We start from the raw sequence: 15,566 nt of genomic DNA, 5'->3' as shown, positions 1-15,566 counted from the left end.
GGCATTCAAGAATAGTAGGGGCCTAAGATGCTGACCGATAGTGTATTTTTAGAATACAAACCGAATTCCGGTTCCCGGAGAACAACGAGGAGTGATTTCACTCCTCGTTGTTCCATTAATGGGGAAATTATCTGTCGATAACGTTTTATTGGTGGTTTTGTCTCCTAGCGTATTGCTCAAAAGAGCGGCAGAGGAAGCGATTGCCTGAGGGGTTTGTCACCAGCAAATACATGCGATAACCTTACGAAGCCGACGCCTGATTAATCGGTTTCCGCCGGAAGGGGTTCGTGGGTGAGTTCGAAAAGCGCCGCGGTAAATTCGGCGACATGCTCCTTTTCGTCATTCATAAGTTTACAAAAGTGGGCTTTTACGCGGGAATCTTCAGCGTCATTCATATAACGCTGATACTTATTAATAGCGTGCAGTTCATCTTGGATGGCCTTCGTAATGCAGCGGATCGCCGGCAAATCTTTTTTATTCGGCGGAATTACCGCTACATCGGCCTCTTTTTCCGGGGCTTTTTTCATGGGCGCCCATTTCGGCTTGCCTACCGGCCGTTGCATCACCAGAAAGCCGAGGTCTTCCTCTTCGAACATTTCAGCCTGTACTGGGTCGAACAGGGTTACTAATCGCATTGTTTCAACATAATGCTGCATTTCATCTTCGGTCACGTCCAAAAAGAGTTCATCCATACAAGTTTCGGCGGCACAGGTCAGATAGTCGGCAATTGCGCCGCGTTCATCCGCTGCTGCGTCCCGGAGCAGGTATAAATCGGGGTGGTTAGGGCACTCATCGACGTCAGGCTCGCATGACGGGGGACAGCTATAACCGGCTTTGGCCGGATAACATACGTGCTTAGCCATAGGTTTCCCCTCCTATATTATGGTCAATATATTATATGAGTAAAAAGGAAAAGTGTTTAAATTATTTTATGTTTTGGTTTGGGCTGTAGGTTTCTCCAATAAATGTGTAGCGCATGATAGGCAGGGGTCGAATGAGCGTATGATACGGCCGGGGATAACATATTTAAGTTCCGGGGCTGGTATCTCCGTGCCGACCAGGGCGGTTTCGGCCGGACCCCGCCGGCCGTGCTCGTCTTTCGGGGAAAAGTTCCATGCAGTGGGGGTGATGATGTCGTATCTTTCCACCCGGTCTTGCTTGATTCGTGCGCAATGGAGCAGGGTGCCCCTCATGGCGTCGGTAACGGCAATCGCTTCAGTGCGGACAAGTTCTTTTTTCTGGTTTAAAGGCGGATCTCCGGGGCGCAGCTTCTGTAACCATTCTTCGATGAGCTCGGCTATCAAAAGCGTTTCAAGGGAACGGGCGACAATCCTGTCCATTGTTGATCTTCCACCGCGGTAAAAGCCATTAATGAGCATTCTGGCAAGCGGTCCCCCTTCGTAATGTCGCCCCCGATATAGAACGGATTTTGTCCAGGAATAGGCTCCCGGTTTACGCGGAGCGGGTATCGTTTCATCTTCTTCCGATATTCTTCCCCGCTCGAACCAGGCTCTGGAGATGTCTTCCCGGATCAGATCGATTTTCGGCCTGGTAAGCCGTCCGCCATCTAAGACGCCTGGCTGCCACAGATTATGCTCATTTTTGCCACCGAAGCTGAATAGCCCGAAGGAGAGAAACTGTCCCGATGTTTCCCCAATGTGATAGTAATCTTCATAGTATTTCGCGATGAGGTCGGTATCCGGAAGCAGACAGGTTCGGATGAAGTCCAGGACATCACGTACAAGTGAAAGTGCCTGATTTATTTTATCCGCCGTAGGCGCGACCGCGACCCCGCCATGGACAAAGCTATGCTGGTGAGGGGCCTTCCCTCCAAACAGGGCGAGAAGCTGATGGCTCTTTTCCGCCGCTTTGACCGCCCCGATATAATGCCCGGCAAGGCGGCGGTTGTCGTCGATGTCGAGGCGGCAGTCGCAACAGTTTTGATTAAGAAAAGGCGGTTCATTCGGCATTATGACGAAGTCAGGTAGCCCGAAGAAATAGAAGTGGCGGATATGATTCTGGAGAAAGTCGGCTCCGAACATGATATTCCTCAGATATTGGGCGTTTTCGCCGATGTCGTTGTCGTAAAACTGGTCCAAAAGGTAGCTGGCCACCGCTCCGTGGGCGGTGGAGCAGATGCCGCAGATACGCTGGGTCATATAAACCGCGTCTGTGACATGCCTGTTCCGCATGATATATTCGAAGCCGCGGAACATGGTGCTACTGACATCGGCCTCAACAATAGTTCCTTCATCGACTGTGAGTTCCACACTGAGCAGGCCGCTTAGGCGGGTAACGGGACTGAGCAGAATTTTGTTTACGCTCATACTTTCTCTCCTTTACCGGCCGATGGCTGTTGCCCAGTTTTCCCAGTCTTGAATTTTTGCGGTAGTGGAGTAAAGAAAGGCGACGAGCCATCGGGAAAGTCCTGATTTGTGCAACCGATACAGGGGGTATTTGCTTTAACCGGCCAGCTTACGTGATTGATCCATTGCCGATATGGGCAGTCGGCACCGGTGCGGGGCCCGGAGCAGCCCAGGGAAAACATGCACTCGATATCGCCGAGGTTTTCTGCGAACTCTTTGTTGTCAAAGTATGAACGTCGCTGGCAATGCCGGTGAACGGTAACTCCATAGAAGAGGCTGGGCCGGTTGAGGTCGTCCAGTTCCGGAACTCCGAACATCAACAGGTGGGCCAATGTTCCCACAAGCCAGTCGGGATTTACCGGGCAGCCGCTGACGTTTATCACCTGCCGATTGAGTACCTGGCTTACTCCGACCGACCCCGTCGTGTTAGGAGCGGCTGCGGAAGCGCCGCCGAAGCTTGCACATGTGCCTGCTGCGACGACGTACTGTGCGGCTGCTCCTAGGCGATGGACCGCTTCCAGGGCTGTTATTGGTCCATTCTCGGTTCGGGCGATAATGTTGTAGATGCCGCCGTCTTTTAACGGTATAGCTCCTTCGACAATCAGGGTAAATGGGCCGAAGTAGCCTTCGACGGCGTGCTTCAGTAGCTGGAGAGCGTCGCTGCCTTGGGCCGCCATGAAGGTGTTGCTGTATAATAGATTAATCATGTCGGTAAAAACCTGGTGTAAGTAAGGATAGGTCGTGTTCATGAAGGCAATGTTGTTGTCGCCGCTGTCGCTTGTTTCCAGCCAGATTACCGGTAGTTTTTTACCAGGATTATTCGACAGATATTGTCGAACGGCAGGCAGTATTTTGGCCGATAACGTATTGCTGTTAGAGTCCGCGTTGTCTTGGCACAATTGCAGGAAATCGGCTTTTTCCATAAGTCACCTCGATTCAGTTTTATATCAGAATATGCCAGGCAACGGTCAGGCAATTACTTCTTCGTCAAATTTCCGCCCAAAGGTGCAAGTCAAGTGCGTTGCGTTGATAGAACGGGAAAAGCTTAAAACGATAAGGGAGCCTGGTTACAAAAAGTAATACGGTTATGATTTAGCTTATCCGGCGAAGATCTGTGTTCGTCGACATATGGATTTTGGCATAAAAATTGCATCCCTATAGCTTCAGGATGCTACGGCTCAGCCGACAATGCGGGAGATAATATGGCGAGATTACGTAAAACAATAAATGAACACCTTCTTGAAACTAAAAACCTTCAACAGGTGCTGGATAATCTTCCGGAGCCGATCTTTGTAACGGATTGCCGCGGGAATGTGCTGCTCGCGAATTCGGCTACTGCCCTGACTTTAGATATGACGCTGGACAGGCTGCTGAAAACAAACGTTAACGAGCTTGTCAGCAAGGGTTACTATACGAACTCAAATGTGATGGAAGCGGTCAAGAATAAGCGTGCAGTTAGCGGCGTCCTCAAAACAAACCTCAATCTCATCTATGCCTCCACAAGCACGCCTGTGTTTGATGAAGCGGGGAAGGTCACGCTTGTTATTACGACTGCACATCCCGGAGATTCGGGTGAAAGCTGCCAGAGTAGAGAGGAGAGCGAACTTGTAGACCGCCGGAAAAGGGAAATCGAATACCTGCGCAATCGGGTTATGGATGATGCCGATATTGTGGCGGAAAGCCGGCTTATGCGCCAAGTTTTGCTCGCTGCGCATACTCTTTCGCAGACCAACAGCACTGTGCTGTTAATTGGTGAATCAGGCACAGGTAAAGAGGTATTGGCAAAATATATATACAGGCACAGTAAACAAGCTGCCGAGGCATTTATCGCCGTAAATTGCGCGACTTTTCCCGAGAATCTGGTAGAGGCTGAGCTGTTCGGCTATGAGAAAGGCGCTTTTACTGGCGCCAAGGCGGAGGGGAAGACCGGTTTGTTTGAGGCTGCCCACAGGGGCACGCTTTTTCTCGACGAGATTTCCGAGCTGCCTCTCCATCTTCAGTCTAAGCTGCTTAGGGTGCTGGAAACTAGCGAGGTTAGGCGGATCGGCAGTAACTTTGACCGAAAAATCAGCTTTAGGTTAATTGCCGCTACCAACAAGGATTTGCAGAAAATGACCGAAGAGGGCAGCTTCCGAAACGATCTCTATTACCGGCTAAACGTTATACCGATTCGCATCCCGCCTCTCAGGGAGCGTCCCGAAGATATAATGGCTCTCGCCAAGAAATTCCTGGCCGACTTTAACAAGCGCTACGAGACGGCAGCCGAACTTGACTTGGATACGCTGGAAGTTTTTCAAAGGTACAGTTGGCCGGGCAATGTGCGGGAACTTAGAAACCTTGTCGAGCGGCGAGTAATAAGCGGGCTGCAGGACTATCCGGATGAAAGCGTCAAGATGGCTGCCGGGGTTCAGCGTGATCTGTTCCAGGACTATTTCAAACAACTTGGCGCAAAATACACGCTTAAAGATGTAATGGGTAAGATTGAAGAGCGATATATCAGATATATGCTGCAGGCCTGCGGCGGTCGTGTCGGTGAGGCGTCAAAGAGACTGGGTGTTTATAGGACGGTATTATACAGAAAACTAAAGGCCTATGATAAGACAAAAAATAGTTACTAGCAAAAGTGGGTATGTACCTCGAACGGTACATACCCACTTTTGCTAGTGATGTGTGGTCATCTTGCAGATTGTTCCGGCAGGGTTGCGGTCGATCTTTTGAAAGTGATTATCAGAAATAATGTACCGTTTTTGGTACATTGATTGGCCGGTAATTGTCTGATTGTTCCAAAAAAGGTACTGGTTTCAATTAAGGTGAAAAGTAGCGGTCCTTAAGCTGAGACTGTGTTGGCGGGGCATATTTGATGTGTTTCGCTTGTTGGCATATAAGTTGCGTTATATAGGTGCATTATTCTGGTTATTGCCAAAGGAGGACTGAATTTATGTCAAAACTGATAACCGCTGACCAGGCCGCGAACCTGATTAAGGATGGTGCGACAGTTGCCGCCACAGGGTTTGGCCTGGCGGGCTGGGCTGAAGAGGTGGCACAGGCCATCGAGAAACGTTTTCTAGAGTCGGGGCAGCCCAGGAATATAACGTTAATGCACGCCTCGGCCATCGGCGACTGGAAGGAGCGCGGAACAACCAGGCTCGGCAAGGAAGGTCTGGTTAAACGCTGGATAGGTGCCCATATAGGTTCCTCTGCTAATATGTCGCGTCTTGTGGCCGAGAACAAGATCGAAGCCTATTGCCTGCCGCAGGGCTCGATCCTCCATCTTTTCCGTGAAATCGCCGCCAAGCGCCCCGGCCTTTTTACGAAAGTAGGTCTGGGAACTTTCGTTGATCCGCGCCTGGACGGCGGGAAAATGAATCCCATGACCACCGCGCCTATCAATAAAGTTGTGGAATTCGAAGGGGAGGAGTGGCTGTTCTATCCGACCTTCCCGATAAATGTCGCGATCATTCGCGGCACTACGGTCGACGAACACGGCAATCTGACGATGGATAAGGAGGGTCCGCTGGTTGAAGCGCTGCCGGTGGCTCAGGCGGCTAAGAACAGCGGCGGCATCGTAATTGTTCAGGCAGAGTATTTGGCCAAGGCCGGAACGCTACACCCCAAGGCTGTTCGCGTTCCCGGCATACTTGTAGATTATATCGTGGTCGCCAGCAAACAGGAAAGCAGCTGGCAGACGGAAGGACTTTATTATAGTCCGGCCTTTGCCGGCGAGATCAAGGTGCCTCTTAACAACATCCCTGAGCTGCCGATGGACGATCGTAAAATTATTGCCCGGCGGGCGGCAATGGAACTTATTCCCGGCGCCATCGTCAACCTGGGGGTTGGCATACCCAGCGACGTCGCCGCAATTGCCGCCGAAGAAGGCGTCAGTGACCTGATGACCATGACTACCGAGGTGGGAGGCATTGGCGGCGTTCCGGCCAGCCTGCCCAATTTCGGTCACTCGTATAACGTTGAAGCCGTGGTTGAACATCATGCCCAGTTCGACTATTACGACGGCGGCGGTATCGACGTGGCTTTCCTCGGTCTTGCCCAGACAGATACGTCCGGCAACGTCAATGTCAGCAAATTTAAGGGCCGGGTAGTCGGCTGCGGCGGCTTTGTCAATATTACGCAAACTTCCAAGAAAGTGGTGTACTGCGGCTCTTTTACCGCCGGGGGACTTGAGGTTACCGCGAAAGACGGCAAACTGGTCATCGTCAACGAAGGCAAAAACAAGAAATTTGTTCCCCAGGTCGAGCAAATCACCTTCAGCGGCAAATATGCGGCCAAAGTCGGACAACCGGTGGTGTATGTGACCGAGCGGGCCGTATTCACCCTGGAGAATGGCGAGATGACCCTTGTGGAAATCGCCCCGGGGATCGACCTCGAAAAAGACGTGCTGGCCCTGATGGACTTCAAACCACGCATTTCACCCAACCTGAAAACAATGCCGGCCGGCATTTTCCGGCCGAAGTGGGGCGAACTGAAGCCGCTTATCGAAGCCAAAGTGAAAGGTTGATGAATATGGCAGACAAATCGCTGACTCCAGAGCAGCAAAGATTGCAGATGCTGGCGCGGGAATTCACCGCCAAGCACATTATGCCGGTTGCCGCCGAATACGACCGTAGCGGCGAATTTCCGCTGTTTATTGTTGAGGAGGCCAAGAAAGCCGGCCTCATCTGCAACGCTGTTCCCGTCGAATACGGCGGGGCAGGTTACGATTCGGTGTCGCAGGCGGCGATTGTTGAGGAGTGGGCCTATGGCTGCGCCGGTTTTGCCACCACGCTCGGCGGTAACGGGCTAAGCTGCTACCCCTTGCTTATCGCCGGAACGGACGAACAGAAGAAGCTGTATTTCAGCCGCATCGTTGCCGGTGGGCTGGCGGGCTTTGCCCTGACCGAGCCGGGGGCCGGTTCGGATGCCGGCGCTGTTGCCACCACCGCCAAGCTGGACGGCGACGAATGGGTGCTGAACGGCACGAAGTGTTTTGCGACGAGCTGCGGTTTTGCCAGCATTATGATTATCTTCGCCAGCACCAATCCATCACTTGGCGTTAAAGGCCTCAGCGCCTTTATCGTCGAGAAAGAACGCCCAGGCCTTACCGTTGGGGCTGTTGAGCATAAGTTGGGCATTCGCAGCTCTAACACCGTCGAACTGCTCCTGAAAAACGTCCGTATTCCCAAGAACCATCTCCTGGGTAACGAGGGCGAGGGCATGAAAATTGCCATGAAAACCCTCGACATGGCTCGACCGATGGTGGCCTCCCAGGGAGTGGGCATTGCCCGGCGTGCGCTCGACGAAGCCGTCAAATTCGCCAAACGCCAACTGGACGTAAACGGCAAACCACTGGCCGCCAACCAGAGCGTAGCCTTTAAACTGGCCGATATGGCCATCCGGACCGAGGCTGCCAAGCAGCTGGTCCGCAATTGCCTGCGGCTAAAGGATGCCGGCTTGCCCTACACCATGGAAGCGGCCATGGCCAAGACCTTCGCCACCGACACCGGTATGCGGGTAGCCGCGGATGCCATGGAAATCATGGGCGCGTATGGGTATTCGCAAGATTCGGTGGTGGAAAAGCTCGTGCGCGACGCCAAAATCCAGCAGATTTACGAAGGTACGAACCAAATCCAGCGCCTCGTCATTTCGGGAATCCTTCTCAAAGACTAGGCAAAGCGAGATGAAGATAGGGGGTTAACGCATGAGTTACACATTAACGGAAGAACAACAGCTTATACAGCAGACGGCTAGGGAATTCGCCCAGGAGTACGTCGTGCCGTCGGTTGCTGAATGCGATAAAACCGGCGCCCATCCGGGAGAAGTCGTCAAAAAAATGGCCGAATACGATTTTCTCGGCCTGCATCTGCCGGGCGAATACGGCGGTGCGGAAGCGGGTTACCTGAGCTACATCCTTACGGTCGAGGAACTCGCCAAAGTCAGTGGCGCTGTCGCGGCTATCCTGGTGAACCACGCGTCGGCCGCCGCTTACGCGGTCAGCCGTTGGGGCAGCGACGCCCAGAAAAAAAACTGGCTGACGGCCATGGCTAAAGGCGATATCCTCGGCGGGATGGCCGGCCTTGAGCCCGGCGCCGCTCCCGGCGTTGGCGCCGACAGGTTGGTGGCTGTCCGCGAGGGCGATACATACCGCTTGACAGGCATGAAGACCTATGTCGCCAATGGCGGCGCAGCCGGCGTCTACATAGTATTCGCCGTTACCAATCCCGAGGCTGGCGCTAAAGGCCTCAGCGCTTTCATTGTGGACGCCAAGGCTGCCGGGCTTAAGGTTAACCGGCTTATCGGCAAGATGGGCCTCAGAGGCTGCCAATGGGCCGAACTCGTTTTCGACAACGTCAAAGTCCCCGCCGACGGCCTTCTCGGCGGCGAGGGCGCGGGTGCGGCTATACTGGCCGAGATCCAGGCGGTCACCGGCGTTGCCGAGGGGGCGATCGTCGTCGGTATCGCTCAGGCGGCAATGGAAGATGCCGCCAAGTACGGTAAGCAGCGTATCCAGTTTGGTCGGCCGATTACCAGCTTTCCGGCCATCCAGACCATGCTGGCCGAGATGGCTGCGAACATTCACCTGACAAGGCTGGCGGTATACCATGCGGCAGATCTCGTCGATAAGGGCGAACAGCTAGCGGTGGAGGCGGCCATAATCCGGTTGTTTGCCGGTCGCATCGGCAAGAGCGCTCTTATAGACGTCATTCAGATCGAAGGCGGGTACGGCTATAGCGAAGAGATGGCGGCTTCCCGTTTTTATCGCGACGTCCAAGGCGTTATCCTTAAAAGCAGCTCGGCTGACTTCCCGGAAAAAACGATTGTTGCTGAAGTGTTGGCCTAAACGCTCTATTGAAAAGGAGAAGACAATGTCAAAAATACTTGTCTGCTATAAATGGGTCCTGGACGAACAGGATATCAGGGTTAATGCCGCCGACGCCTCGCTCGACTTAAGCCGGGCCAAATACAAAATAAGCGACTACGATAAGAACGCCATCGAAGAAGCCGTGTTATTGCAGGAGGGCCAGGGAGCGACGGTTGACGCCGTTACTTTCGGCGGCGACGCCGTGAGGCAGTCGCTCAAAGACCTCCTTTCCCGCGGGCCGGACAAGGTATACTACATAGCCGACCCGGCCGCCGATAAGGCCGACGGCTACGTGACGGCCGGCGTTCTCGCCGTCGCCGCCCGCAAAACGGGTCCCTACGACCTGATCATCTGCGGCGAAGGGAGCGCCGACGCCTACAACCAGCAGGTAGCGCCACGTCTGGCAGCCAGTCTCGGCCTGCCGGCGATCACCTATGTCCAGTCGCTCAAGCTCGAAGACGGCCGCGTCGTCGCCACCCGCAAGCTGGGCGACTGCACCGAAGTGGTAACAGTCGAAGGCCCCGCGGTGGTGAGCGTAGTGCCGGAGATAAACAAGCCGCGTATTCCCAGTCTCAAGCAGGTGCTGGCCGCTGCGAAGAAACCCTCGGAAGAGATAAAAATCGCCGACCTTGGCCTTTCGCCCAGGCAACTTGCCGCTAAGACAGTCACCCTTACGGTCAAGGGCTTTGTCATGAACCGCAAAAACGTCCTCTTTAAAGAGCCAGCACAGGCCGATAACGTCGCCAAACTTGCCGCCGCACTTGCCAAAGAAGGCGTGTGTTAGAGGAAAGGAGCCTTAATATGCCGGGAATACTCATCTTCTCCGAAAATAATGCCATTGCCTTAGAACTCGTCACCGCTGGCCTCGGACTTAAAGCTACAATGAATCATTCGCTCTGCGCCGTCGCTCTTTCAGAGGCTGATGCAACTGCTCTCGCCGCCGCCGGCGCCGATAAAGTCGTTTTGCTGACAGGGCAGGACTGGCCGGAAGGCTGCGCACAGCCGATAGCCGAGCTGGCGGCCAGGGAACTGGCCGCAGTTATCCTCATTGGCGGCACTGCCCGCGGCAAGGATATCGCCGCAAAGGTCGCCAACGAGCTGGACGCCGGGCTGGTAACCGAAGCGCAGACTATCGAGATTGCCGAGGACAAGCTGCAAACCACCCGTCTCAAGTACGGGGGACTGGCGGTGGCCTGCGAGGCTACTGTCCTGCCGGCCGTTGTTACCATCGCCCCCCGCACCTTCGACAAGGCGGTGGCCGGTGGCGGCCAGGGCCAGATTACTTCTCTCGCGGCGACCGGGGGCGATCCGCGGGTGAAAGTCAGCGAGCTTTGCCCGATAGAGCGCCAGGGCGTCGATATTGCCGCTGCCGCCCGTATCGTCTGTGTCGGCCGCGGCCTGGCCAAAAAGGAAGACCTGACCTTGGCCGAAGACCTCGCAAAGGCGCTGTCGGCGGAAATCGGCTGCACCCGCGGCATCGCCGAGGACTACCACTGGCTGCCGGTCGAGCGTTATATCGGCATCTCCGGCCAGAACATCAAAGCCGAGCTCTACTTGAGCCTGGGCGTGTCCGGCCAGGTGCAGCACGTCGCCGGCATCCGCGACGCCAAAGTGATCGTGGCGGTGGACACGAACGAGAAGGCGCCGATTTTTGCAGCCGCCGATTATGGTATCGTCGGCGATTTATACGAAGTTGCCCCGCTCATTACCGCCGCGCTTAAAAAGTAACAATAACCGCCGTTGGGAGTTGGTTAAATGTCGGCTGACGAAAAATTCGACGCAATAATTATCGGCGCCGGACCGGCGGGGTCAGCCTGCGCTTATGTGCTGGCCCGCGAAGGCAAGAGCGTTCTTCTGGTGGAACGGGGCGTAACCGCCGGCAGTAAGAATGTCACCGGCGGCCGTCTCTACACCTATGCTCTGGAAATGGTGGAACCGGGCCTTTACAAACGGGCGCCGCTGCAGCGCAAGGTTGTGCGCGAGCAGATAATGATGCTCGGCGCCAAGAGCGCTGTGACTGTCGATTACGCCGACTTCGAGTTCGGCGAGGAGGTGCCCCAGTCATACACGGTGCTCAGGGCTCCTTTCGACGAGTGGTTCGCGGCCGAGGCCGAAGCCAAGGGTGCGATGGTCGCCACTGGTATTCTGGTGGACGAGCTGCTTGAGGAGAACGGAAAAATTGTCGGCATCAGGGCCGGCGAGGACGAAATGTACGCCGATGTCGTTATCGCCGCCGACGGCGTCAATTCGCTCATCGGCCAGAAGGCCGGACTTAGGGACGACATCACGCCCCATCTGGTCGGCGTTGGCGTTAAGGAAATCATCGAGTTGCCGGACGACGTCATCGCCGCCCGCTTTAACCTGAGCGGCGACGAAGGTGCGGCCAGGCTGGCGCTCGGCTGCACCGAAGGCACTTCGGGCGGCATGTTCCTCTACACCAATAAAGGCAGTGTTTCTCTCGGGATTGTCTTTAATCCCGAGCAGGCGGCAAAAAGGGGCAAAAAAATCCAGGAAATCCTTCAGGACCTGAAGATGCACCCGGCCATAGCGCCGCTCATCGAGGGCGGGACGACGGCCGAATACGGCGCCCATCTTGTCCCTGAGGTCGGGCTGAGCGGCATGCCGAAAAAGCTCTACTGCGACGGGCTGGTCATGGTCGGCGACGCTGCCGGTTTCGGCATCAACACCGGCATGATAATCCGCGGCATCGACCTGGCCATCGTCAGCGGCCTGGCGGCAGCCAACGCCGTTATTGAGGCCGCCGATGCGGCCGCCGTCGGGCCCCTTTACGAAAAGCAGCTGGAGAAGCTTTCCCTTATGCCCAGCATGAGGCTGTTCGCCGGCTGGCACAAAATCCTCGAGATGCCGCGCATGTTCAGCGAATATCCGGCGTTGGCCAACGATGCCATGAAGTTTATGTTCACCGTCGACGGCAAAGTGCCGGCAAGAATGGACAAAGCCATGCTGCAGATCGTCGGGCGGCACGTCACTTTCGGCCAGTTGCTGGCCGATGGCTGGAGGGGGTATAGAGCGCTATGACAATCAAGCGGCAAAGTGCCGAGGAACTCCTTGGGCTCAACAAGTTCACCGTTGACGAGGGCCATCCGCATATCGTGCTAGACAAATCGATATGCGCTAGGTGTGACGAAAAGCCGTGCCTGGTGGTCTGCCCGGCTGTGCTTTACACGCTGAAGGGAGGGGAAATAAACTTCGATTACGCGGGCTGCCTGGAGTGCGGCACCTGCCGGGTTATGTGCAAGGACAAGGGAATAACCGGCTGGAATTATCCGCGGGGTACTTTCGGGGTGTCGTTCAGGTATGGGTAAAAAATACATCTGATTGAGGTATCCCGGACCTTAAGACAAAGAAGGAGGCTGGAAATGGGTAACAACGAGCAAAAATTCTACGGTTGGTACATGGTTGCGGTATTATGGATTATCTATCTCATCAATCTTGGTTTCCCGCTTTACGGCGGCGCCGTCATCAACTCGTTCATGATCAAGGATATTCCGATGGATAGGATGACTTACGGCGCGGGCTTTTCGCTGACCAACCTTTTCGTCGGTCTGGGCGCCATCCCCGCCGGTATGGCGGTAATGAAGTACGGTATCAGAAAGACCTTCGCGATGGGCGCGGTGATTCTGGTCATCGGTACCGTATGGTTGTCCCAGGTGGCCACCCAGCCCTGGCACTACCTCATTGGTTTCGGTGTCTTGAATGGCTTTGGCATGGCTATGGGCACGATGCTGCCGCTGGCGACCACGGTTACCCGCTGGTTCGTCAGGTACCGCGGCCGGGCGATGGCTATCGCTATGACCGCTTCCGGTTTTGCCGGCTTCATCGCCTCGCCGGCCATAAACAAGTTCATTCAGGCCACCGGCGGCAATTGGCGTCTCGCCTGGCTCTGCGTTACCGCCGCCTGTGTCATCGCCGGAATCATCGCTTTCATGTTCATCAAAGAACGGCCGCAGGATCACGGCCAGATCCCCGACGGCCGGGAAGCGACCGAAGCCGAGAAAGCGGCGGCCGCCGCCAACCCGCTCTACACCAAATATGCCTGGACACCGTCCGAAGCTTACAAAACCGCCTCCTACTGGCTTACTGTCCTTGCCGCCGCCTGCAGCCAATGGCCGTTCTTTTTCTTCACCGCCCACTGGATTATGCACCTGCGCGGTAAAGGTATCAATCCCGCCGACGCCGCCTTCGCTATGGGCATCTTTACCATGGGCGGCATCGCCGGCCGACTCATCAGCGGTTGGCTGATGGACCGGATTCCCGCCCGCTTCGTCATGATGCTCGGGTTATGCTGTTACTTTGTCGGCTCTTTCCTGGCTCTTCAGGCCAGCCCGTCGTCTCTCACGGTGGTTTACATAGCCGCCGCGTGCTACGGCGCCGGTTTCGGCTGGTGCTTCGTCGCCCAGCAGACCATGCTCGGCCATTTCTTCGGCCCGGCCGCCTTCCCCAAACTCAACGGCAACCTGCTGGCCATCAGCGCCGTCCTCGTTTCCGGCGCAGGTATTGTCGGCGGCCGGCTGTTCGACATCTTCAAAGGCTACAACGAAGCCTTCTACCTCAACGTGGCTATGGGCGTGCTTGGTATCGTCCTGCTGATATTCACCACTATGCCTAAAGCGCCTAACGCCAGCGACAGCGCTCCCAGCGTCAAAGCCTAGGAAACTTGGAAACTAGGGCTCGGAGGCGCAAAAGCTACTAGGGGGGATGCCGGCCGGGAGATTAGTTAGTCGGAAAGCAACCGTTACTCTATATCAGGAGGGAAAAACGTGAGAAAACTGTGGACAATCGTTCTTATTGCCCTATTTACCTTCGCGCTCTCGACTACCGCGTTTGCCGCCCAGACTTTCAACGACGTACCTGCCAAGCACTGGGCCTATGACGCGGTAGCCACGCTGGCCAAAGCCGGAGTAATCGAAGGCTACGGCGACGGCACTTTCCGCGGCGACAAGCTCATGAACCGCTACGAGTTTGCCATCGCCACCGTTAAGGCCATCGACCGCTTCGACAAAGCCGACGAAGCTCAGAAAAAGCTTATCGACAAGCTGTCGGCCGAGTTCGCGGCCGAGCTCAACCGCATGGGCGCCCGCATGGCCAAGGTGGAAGCCAAGACCAGCACCTGGCTTGTCGGCGGCGACCTCCGCTTCCGCTATTTCGCCAACGATCCCAAGTATCCCAACGCCACCAAACTCGGCGGGGCGGACACCACCGACTGGCGGCTGCGCCTCAAATTCAGCGGCAACATCAACGAAAATGCCACCGTTCAGGGCCGCCTGGCCACCAACTACGGCAACAAATTCGGCAACAATTCGGTTGCAACTGAACCTTTCGGGTCCACCGTCTATATCGACACTTTCAACCTGACTTCCAAGGGCTTTCTCGGGCTCGACACTTTCCGGCTGGGCCGCACGCCCCTCGACTTCATCGGCAACGGCCTTCTCGGGAAACCGCTCGGCGTCGACGGCGTCACCTTGTACAAGACTTTCGGCGACACCAAGTTCATCGGCTTCACCGGCAACATCAAAGACTCCACTGCCGTTGGCGCCATCAAATCCCCGAATCAGCTGACGACCGCCCAGTTTGCCTACGATGTGTCGAAAGACTTCAAGATGGGCCTCGGCTACTACTGGGCCGATATCCCCGGCACCAGCAATGCGGCTACCACCGGTATGCTGGCCGAGAGCGGCTCTTTCTCGACTTCCCACGGTTATGACCTGTCTTTCAAGTACAAATTTAGCGGCCTGACCCTGTTGGGCGACTTTGTCGGCACAACCCTGAGCAAACCCGTCGGCGTTGCTGGCAGCCCCAAAGGCTGGGCCATCCAGCTGTCGAACGGCAACGGCCCGGGCGCAACGGCCGCCTACTACCAGACATCGTTCCTGCTTGTCCGTCCGACCGTGAGGGGCGCCAGCGCCTGGATGGTGGGGTATCGCAGCATCGATCCCGGAACCATCCCCTCCGGCGCCGGCGGCTTCGATACGGTCGCCGTCTCCTACGCCGCCACTCCCTTCAACACGTACATGCATGGCACCGATAACGTAAAAGCCCTTTATCTGGTGTATCAGACGGTCATGGACAAAAACGTCGTCCTATCCTTCGAATACCAGGATATTAAGGTCAAAAACCGCGCCATGACCCCCAGCCTGACCTCGAACAGCCTTGATAACACCTATATGGTCAAGGTCGATTGCTACTTCTAAAATCACGACAGTAGTTCGGAATCCGATAGAAGCCCGGATAATTATTCGGGCTTCTATCGGAATTCTTGAGATGCTTTCGCCATTATTCCGGGTACCTGGCATGGGGGGGTAACTCGTGCTCGTCAAATACCGGCA

At 55.5% G+C, this 15,566-nt stretch carries 13 protein-coding genes; 10 read left to right on the top strand and 3 right to left on the bottom strand.

Features of this window, described 5'->3' with window-relative positions; translation table 11 throughout:
• Positions 1 to 260: 260 nt before the first annotated feature.
• From RIN56_17215 to RIN56_17205, 3 genes are all read right to left on the bottom strand, one after another.
• Positions 261 to 863, bottom strand: a complete 603-nt coding sequence (locus tag RIN56_17215; protein ID MDR7868540.1) for a ferritin-like domain-containing protein — start codon at positions 861 to 863, stop codon at positions 261 to 263.
• A gap of 66 nt (positions 864 to 929) precedes the next feature.
• Complete coding sequence (locus RIN56_17210; GenBank protein MDR7868539.1) at positions 930 to 2,327, bottom strand: nickel-dependent hydrogenase large subunit; 1,398 nt, start codon at positions 2,325 to 2,327, stop codon at positions 930 to 932.
• The gene (locus tag RIN56_17205; GenBank protein ID MDR7868538.1) at positions 2,324 to 3,289 is read right to left on the bottom strand and encodes a hydrogenase small subunit; all 966 of its coding nucleotides are present in this window, start codon (positions 3,287 to 3,289) and stop codon (positions 2,324 to 2,326) included. Before RIN56_17205 ends, RIN56_17210 begins: the two co-directional genes overlap by 4 nt.
• 279 nt (positions 3,290 to 3,568) lie before the next feature.
• On the opposite strand from RIN56_17205, the gene RIN56_17200 reads away from it, so the two are divergent.
• The 10 genes from RIN56_17200 (at position 3,569) to RIN56_17155 (ending at position 15,431) form a co-directional block, all read left to right on the top strand.
• Positions 3,569 to 4,984 (top strand): sigma 54-interacting transcriptional regulator, encoded by a 1,416-nt coding sequence (locus RIN56_17200; GenBank protein ID MDR7868537.1) that lies wholly within the window; start codon positions 3,569 to 3,571, stop codon positions 4,982 to 4,984.
• A 320-nt stretch (positions 4,985 to 5,304) separates the two neighbouring features.
• Positions 5,305 to 6,879 (top strand): acyl CoA:acetate/3-ketoacid CoA transferase, encoded by a 1,575-nt coding sequence (locus RIN56_17195; protein ID MDR7868536.1) that lies wholly within the window; start codon positions 5,305 to 5,307, stop codon positions 6,877 to 6,879.
• Between the two features lie 5 nt (positions 6,880 to 6,884).
• Positions 6,885 to 8,027 carry an acyl-CoA dehydrogenase family protein gene (locus RIN56_17190; GenBank protein ID MDR7868535.1) on the top strand — a complete coding sequence of 381 codons (1,143 nt, stop codon included), beginning with the start codon at positions 6,885 to 6,887 and terminating at the stop codon, positions 8,025 to 8,027.
• Positions 8,028 to 8,058: 31 nt separating this feature from the next.
• Complete coding sequence (locus RIN56_17185) at positions 8,059 to 9,198, top strand: acyl-CoA dehydrogenase family protein (GenBank protein MDR7868534.1); 1,140 nt, start codon at positions 8,059 to 8,061, stop codon at positions 9,196 to 9,198.
• Positions 9,199 to 9,223: 25 nt separating this feature from the next.
• Positions 9,224 to 10,003 carry an electron transfer flavoprotein subunit beta/FixA family protein gene (locus tag RIN56_17180; protein ID MDR7868533.1) on the top strand — a complete coding sequence of 260 codons (780 nt, stop codon included), beginning with the start codon at positions 9,224 to 9,226 and terminating at the stop codon, positions 10,001 to 10,003.
• Positions 10,004 to 10,020: 17 nt separating this feature from the next.
• Positions 10,021 to 10,947 carry an electron transfer flavoprotein subunit alpha/FixB family protein gene (locus tag RIN56_17175; GenBank protein MDR7868532.1) on the top strand — a complete coding sequence of 309 codons (927 nt, stop codon included), beginning with the start codon at positions 10,021 to 10,023 and terminating at the stop codon, positions 10,945 to 10,947.
• Positions 10,948 to 10,974: 27 nt separating this feature from the next.
• Complete coding sequence (locus RIN56_17170) at positions 10,975 to 12,258, top strand: FAD-dependent oxidoreductase (protein ID MDR7868531.1); 1,284 nt, start codon at positions 10,975 to 10,977, stop codon at positions 12,256 to 12,258.
• On the top strand, positions 12,255 to 12,545 hold the full coding sequence (locus RIN56_17165) for a ferredoxin family protein (protein MDR7868530.1): 291 nt from the start codon (positions 12,255 to 12,257) through the stop codon (positions 12,543 to 12,545). Before RIN56_17170 ends, RIN56_17165 begins: the two co-directional genes overlap by 4 nt.
• A gap of 54 nt (positions 12,546 to 12,599) precedes the next feature.
• Positions 12,600 to 13,892 carry an MFS transporter gene (locus tag RIN56_17160; protein ID MDR7868529.1) on the top strand — a complete coding sequence of 431 codons (1,293 nt, stop codon included), beginning with the start codon at positions 12,600 to 12,602 and terminating at the stop codon, positions 13,890 to 13,892.
• 108 nt (positions 13,893 to 14,000) lie between these two features.
• Positions 14,001 to 15,431 carry an S-layer homology domain-containing protein gene (locus tag RIN56_17155; GenBank protein MDR7868528.1) on the top strand — a complete coding sequence of 477 codons (1,431 nt, stop codon included), beginning with the start codon at positions 14,001 to 14,003 and terminating at the stop codon, positions 15,429 to 15,431.
• Positions 15,432 to 15,566: the final 135 nt, after the last annotated feature.

Source organism: Sporomusaceae bacterium (genome assembly GCA_031460455.1).
Lineage (GTDB): Bacteria > Bacillota > Negativicutes > Sporomusales > UBA7701 > Anaeroselena.
This window is presented reverse-complemented; position numbering and strand designations above follow the sequence as displayed.

Coding starts and splice junctions, on each gene's coding strand:
- RIN56_17215 (MDR7868540.1), bottom strand. CDS start 863: ATGGCTAAGCACGTATGTTATCCGGCCAAAGCCGGTTATAGCTGTCCC.
- RIN56_17210 (MDR7868539.1), bottom strand. CDS start 2,327: ATGAGCGTAAACAAAATTCTGCTCAGTCCCGTTACCCGCCTAAGCGGC.
- RIN56_17205 (MDR7868538.1), bottom strand. CDS start 3,289: ATGGAAAAAGCCGATTTCCTGCAATTGTGCCAAGACAACGCGGACTCT.
- RIN56_17200 (MDR7868537.1), top strand. CDS start 3,569: ATGGCGAGATTACGTAAAACAATAAATGAACACCTTCTTGAAACTAAA.
- RIN56_17195 (MDR7868536.1), top strand. CDS start 5,305: ATGTCAAAACTGATAACCGCTGACCAGGCCGCGAACCTGATTAAGGAT.
- RIN56_17190 (MDR7868535.1), top strand. CDS start 6,885: ATGGCAGACAAATCGCTGACTCCAGAGCAGCAAAGATTGCAGATGCTG.
- RIN56_17185 (MDR7868534.1), top strand. CDS start 8,059: ATGAGTTACACATTAACGGAAGAACAACAGCTTATACAGCAGACGGCT.
- RIN56_17180 (MDR7868533.1), top strand. CDS start 9,224: ATGTCAAAAATACTTGTCTGCTATAAATGGGTCCTGGACGAACAGGAT.
- RIN56_17175 (MDR7868532.1), top strand. CDS start 10,021: ATGCCGGGAATACTCATCTTCTCCGAAAATAATGCCATTGCCTTAGAA.
- RIN56_17170 (MDR7868531.1), top strand. CDS start 10,975: ATGTCGGCTGACGAAAAATTCGACGCAATAATTATCGGCGCCGGACCG.
- RIN56_17165 (MDR7868530.1), top strand. CDS start 12,255: ATGACAATCAAGCGGCAAAGTGCCGAGGAACTCCTTGGGCTCAACAAG.
- RIN56_17160 (MDR7868529.1), top strand. CDS start 12,600: ATGGGTAACAACGAGCAAAAATTCTACGGTTGGTACATGGTTGCGGTA.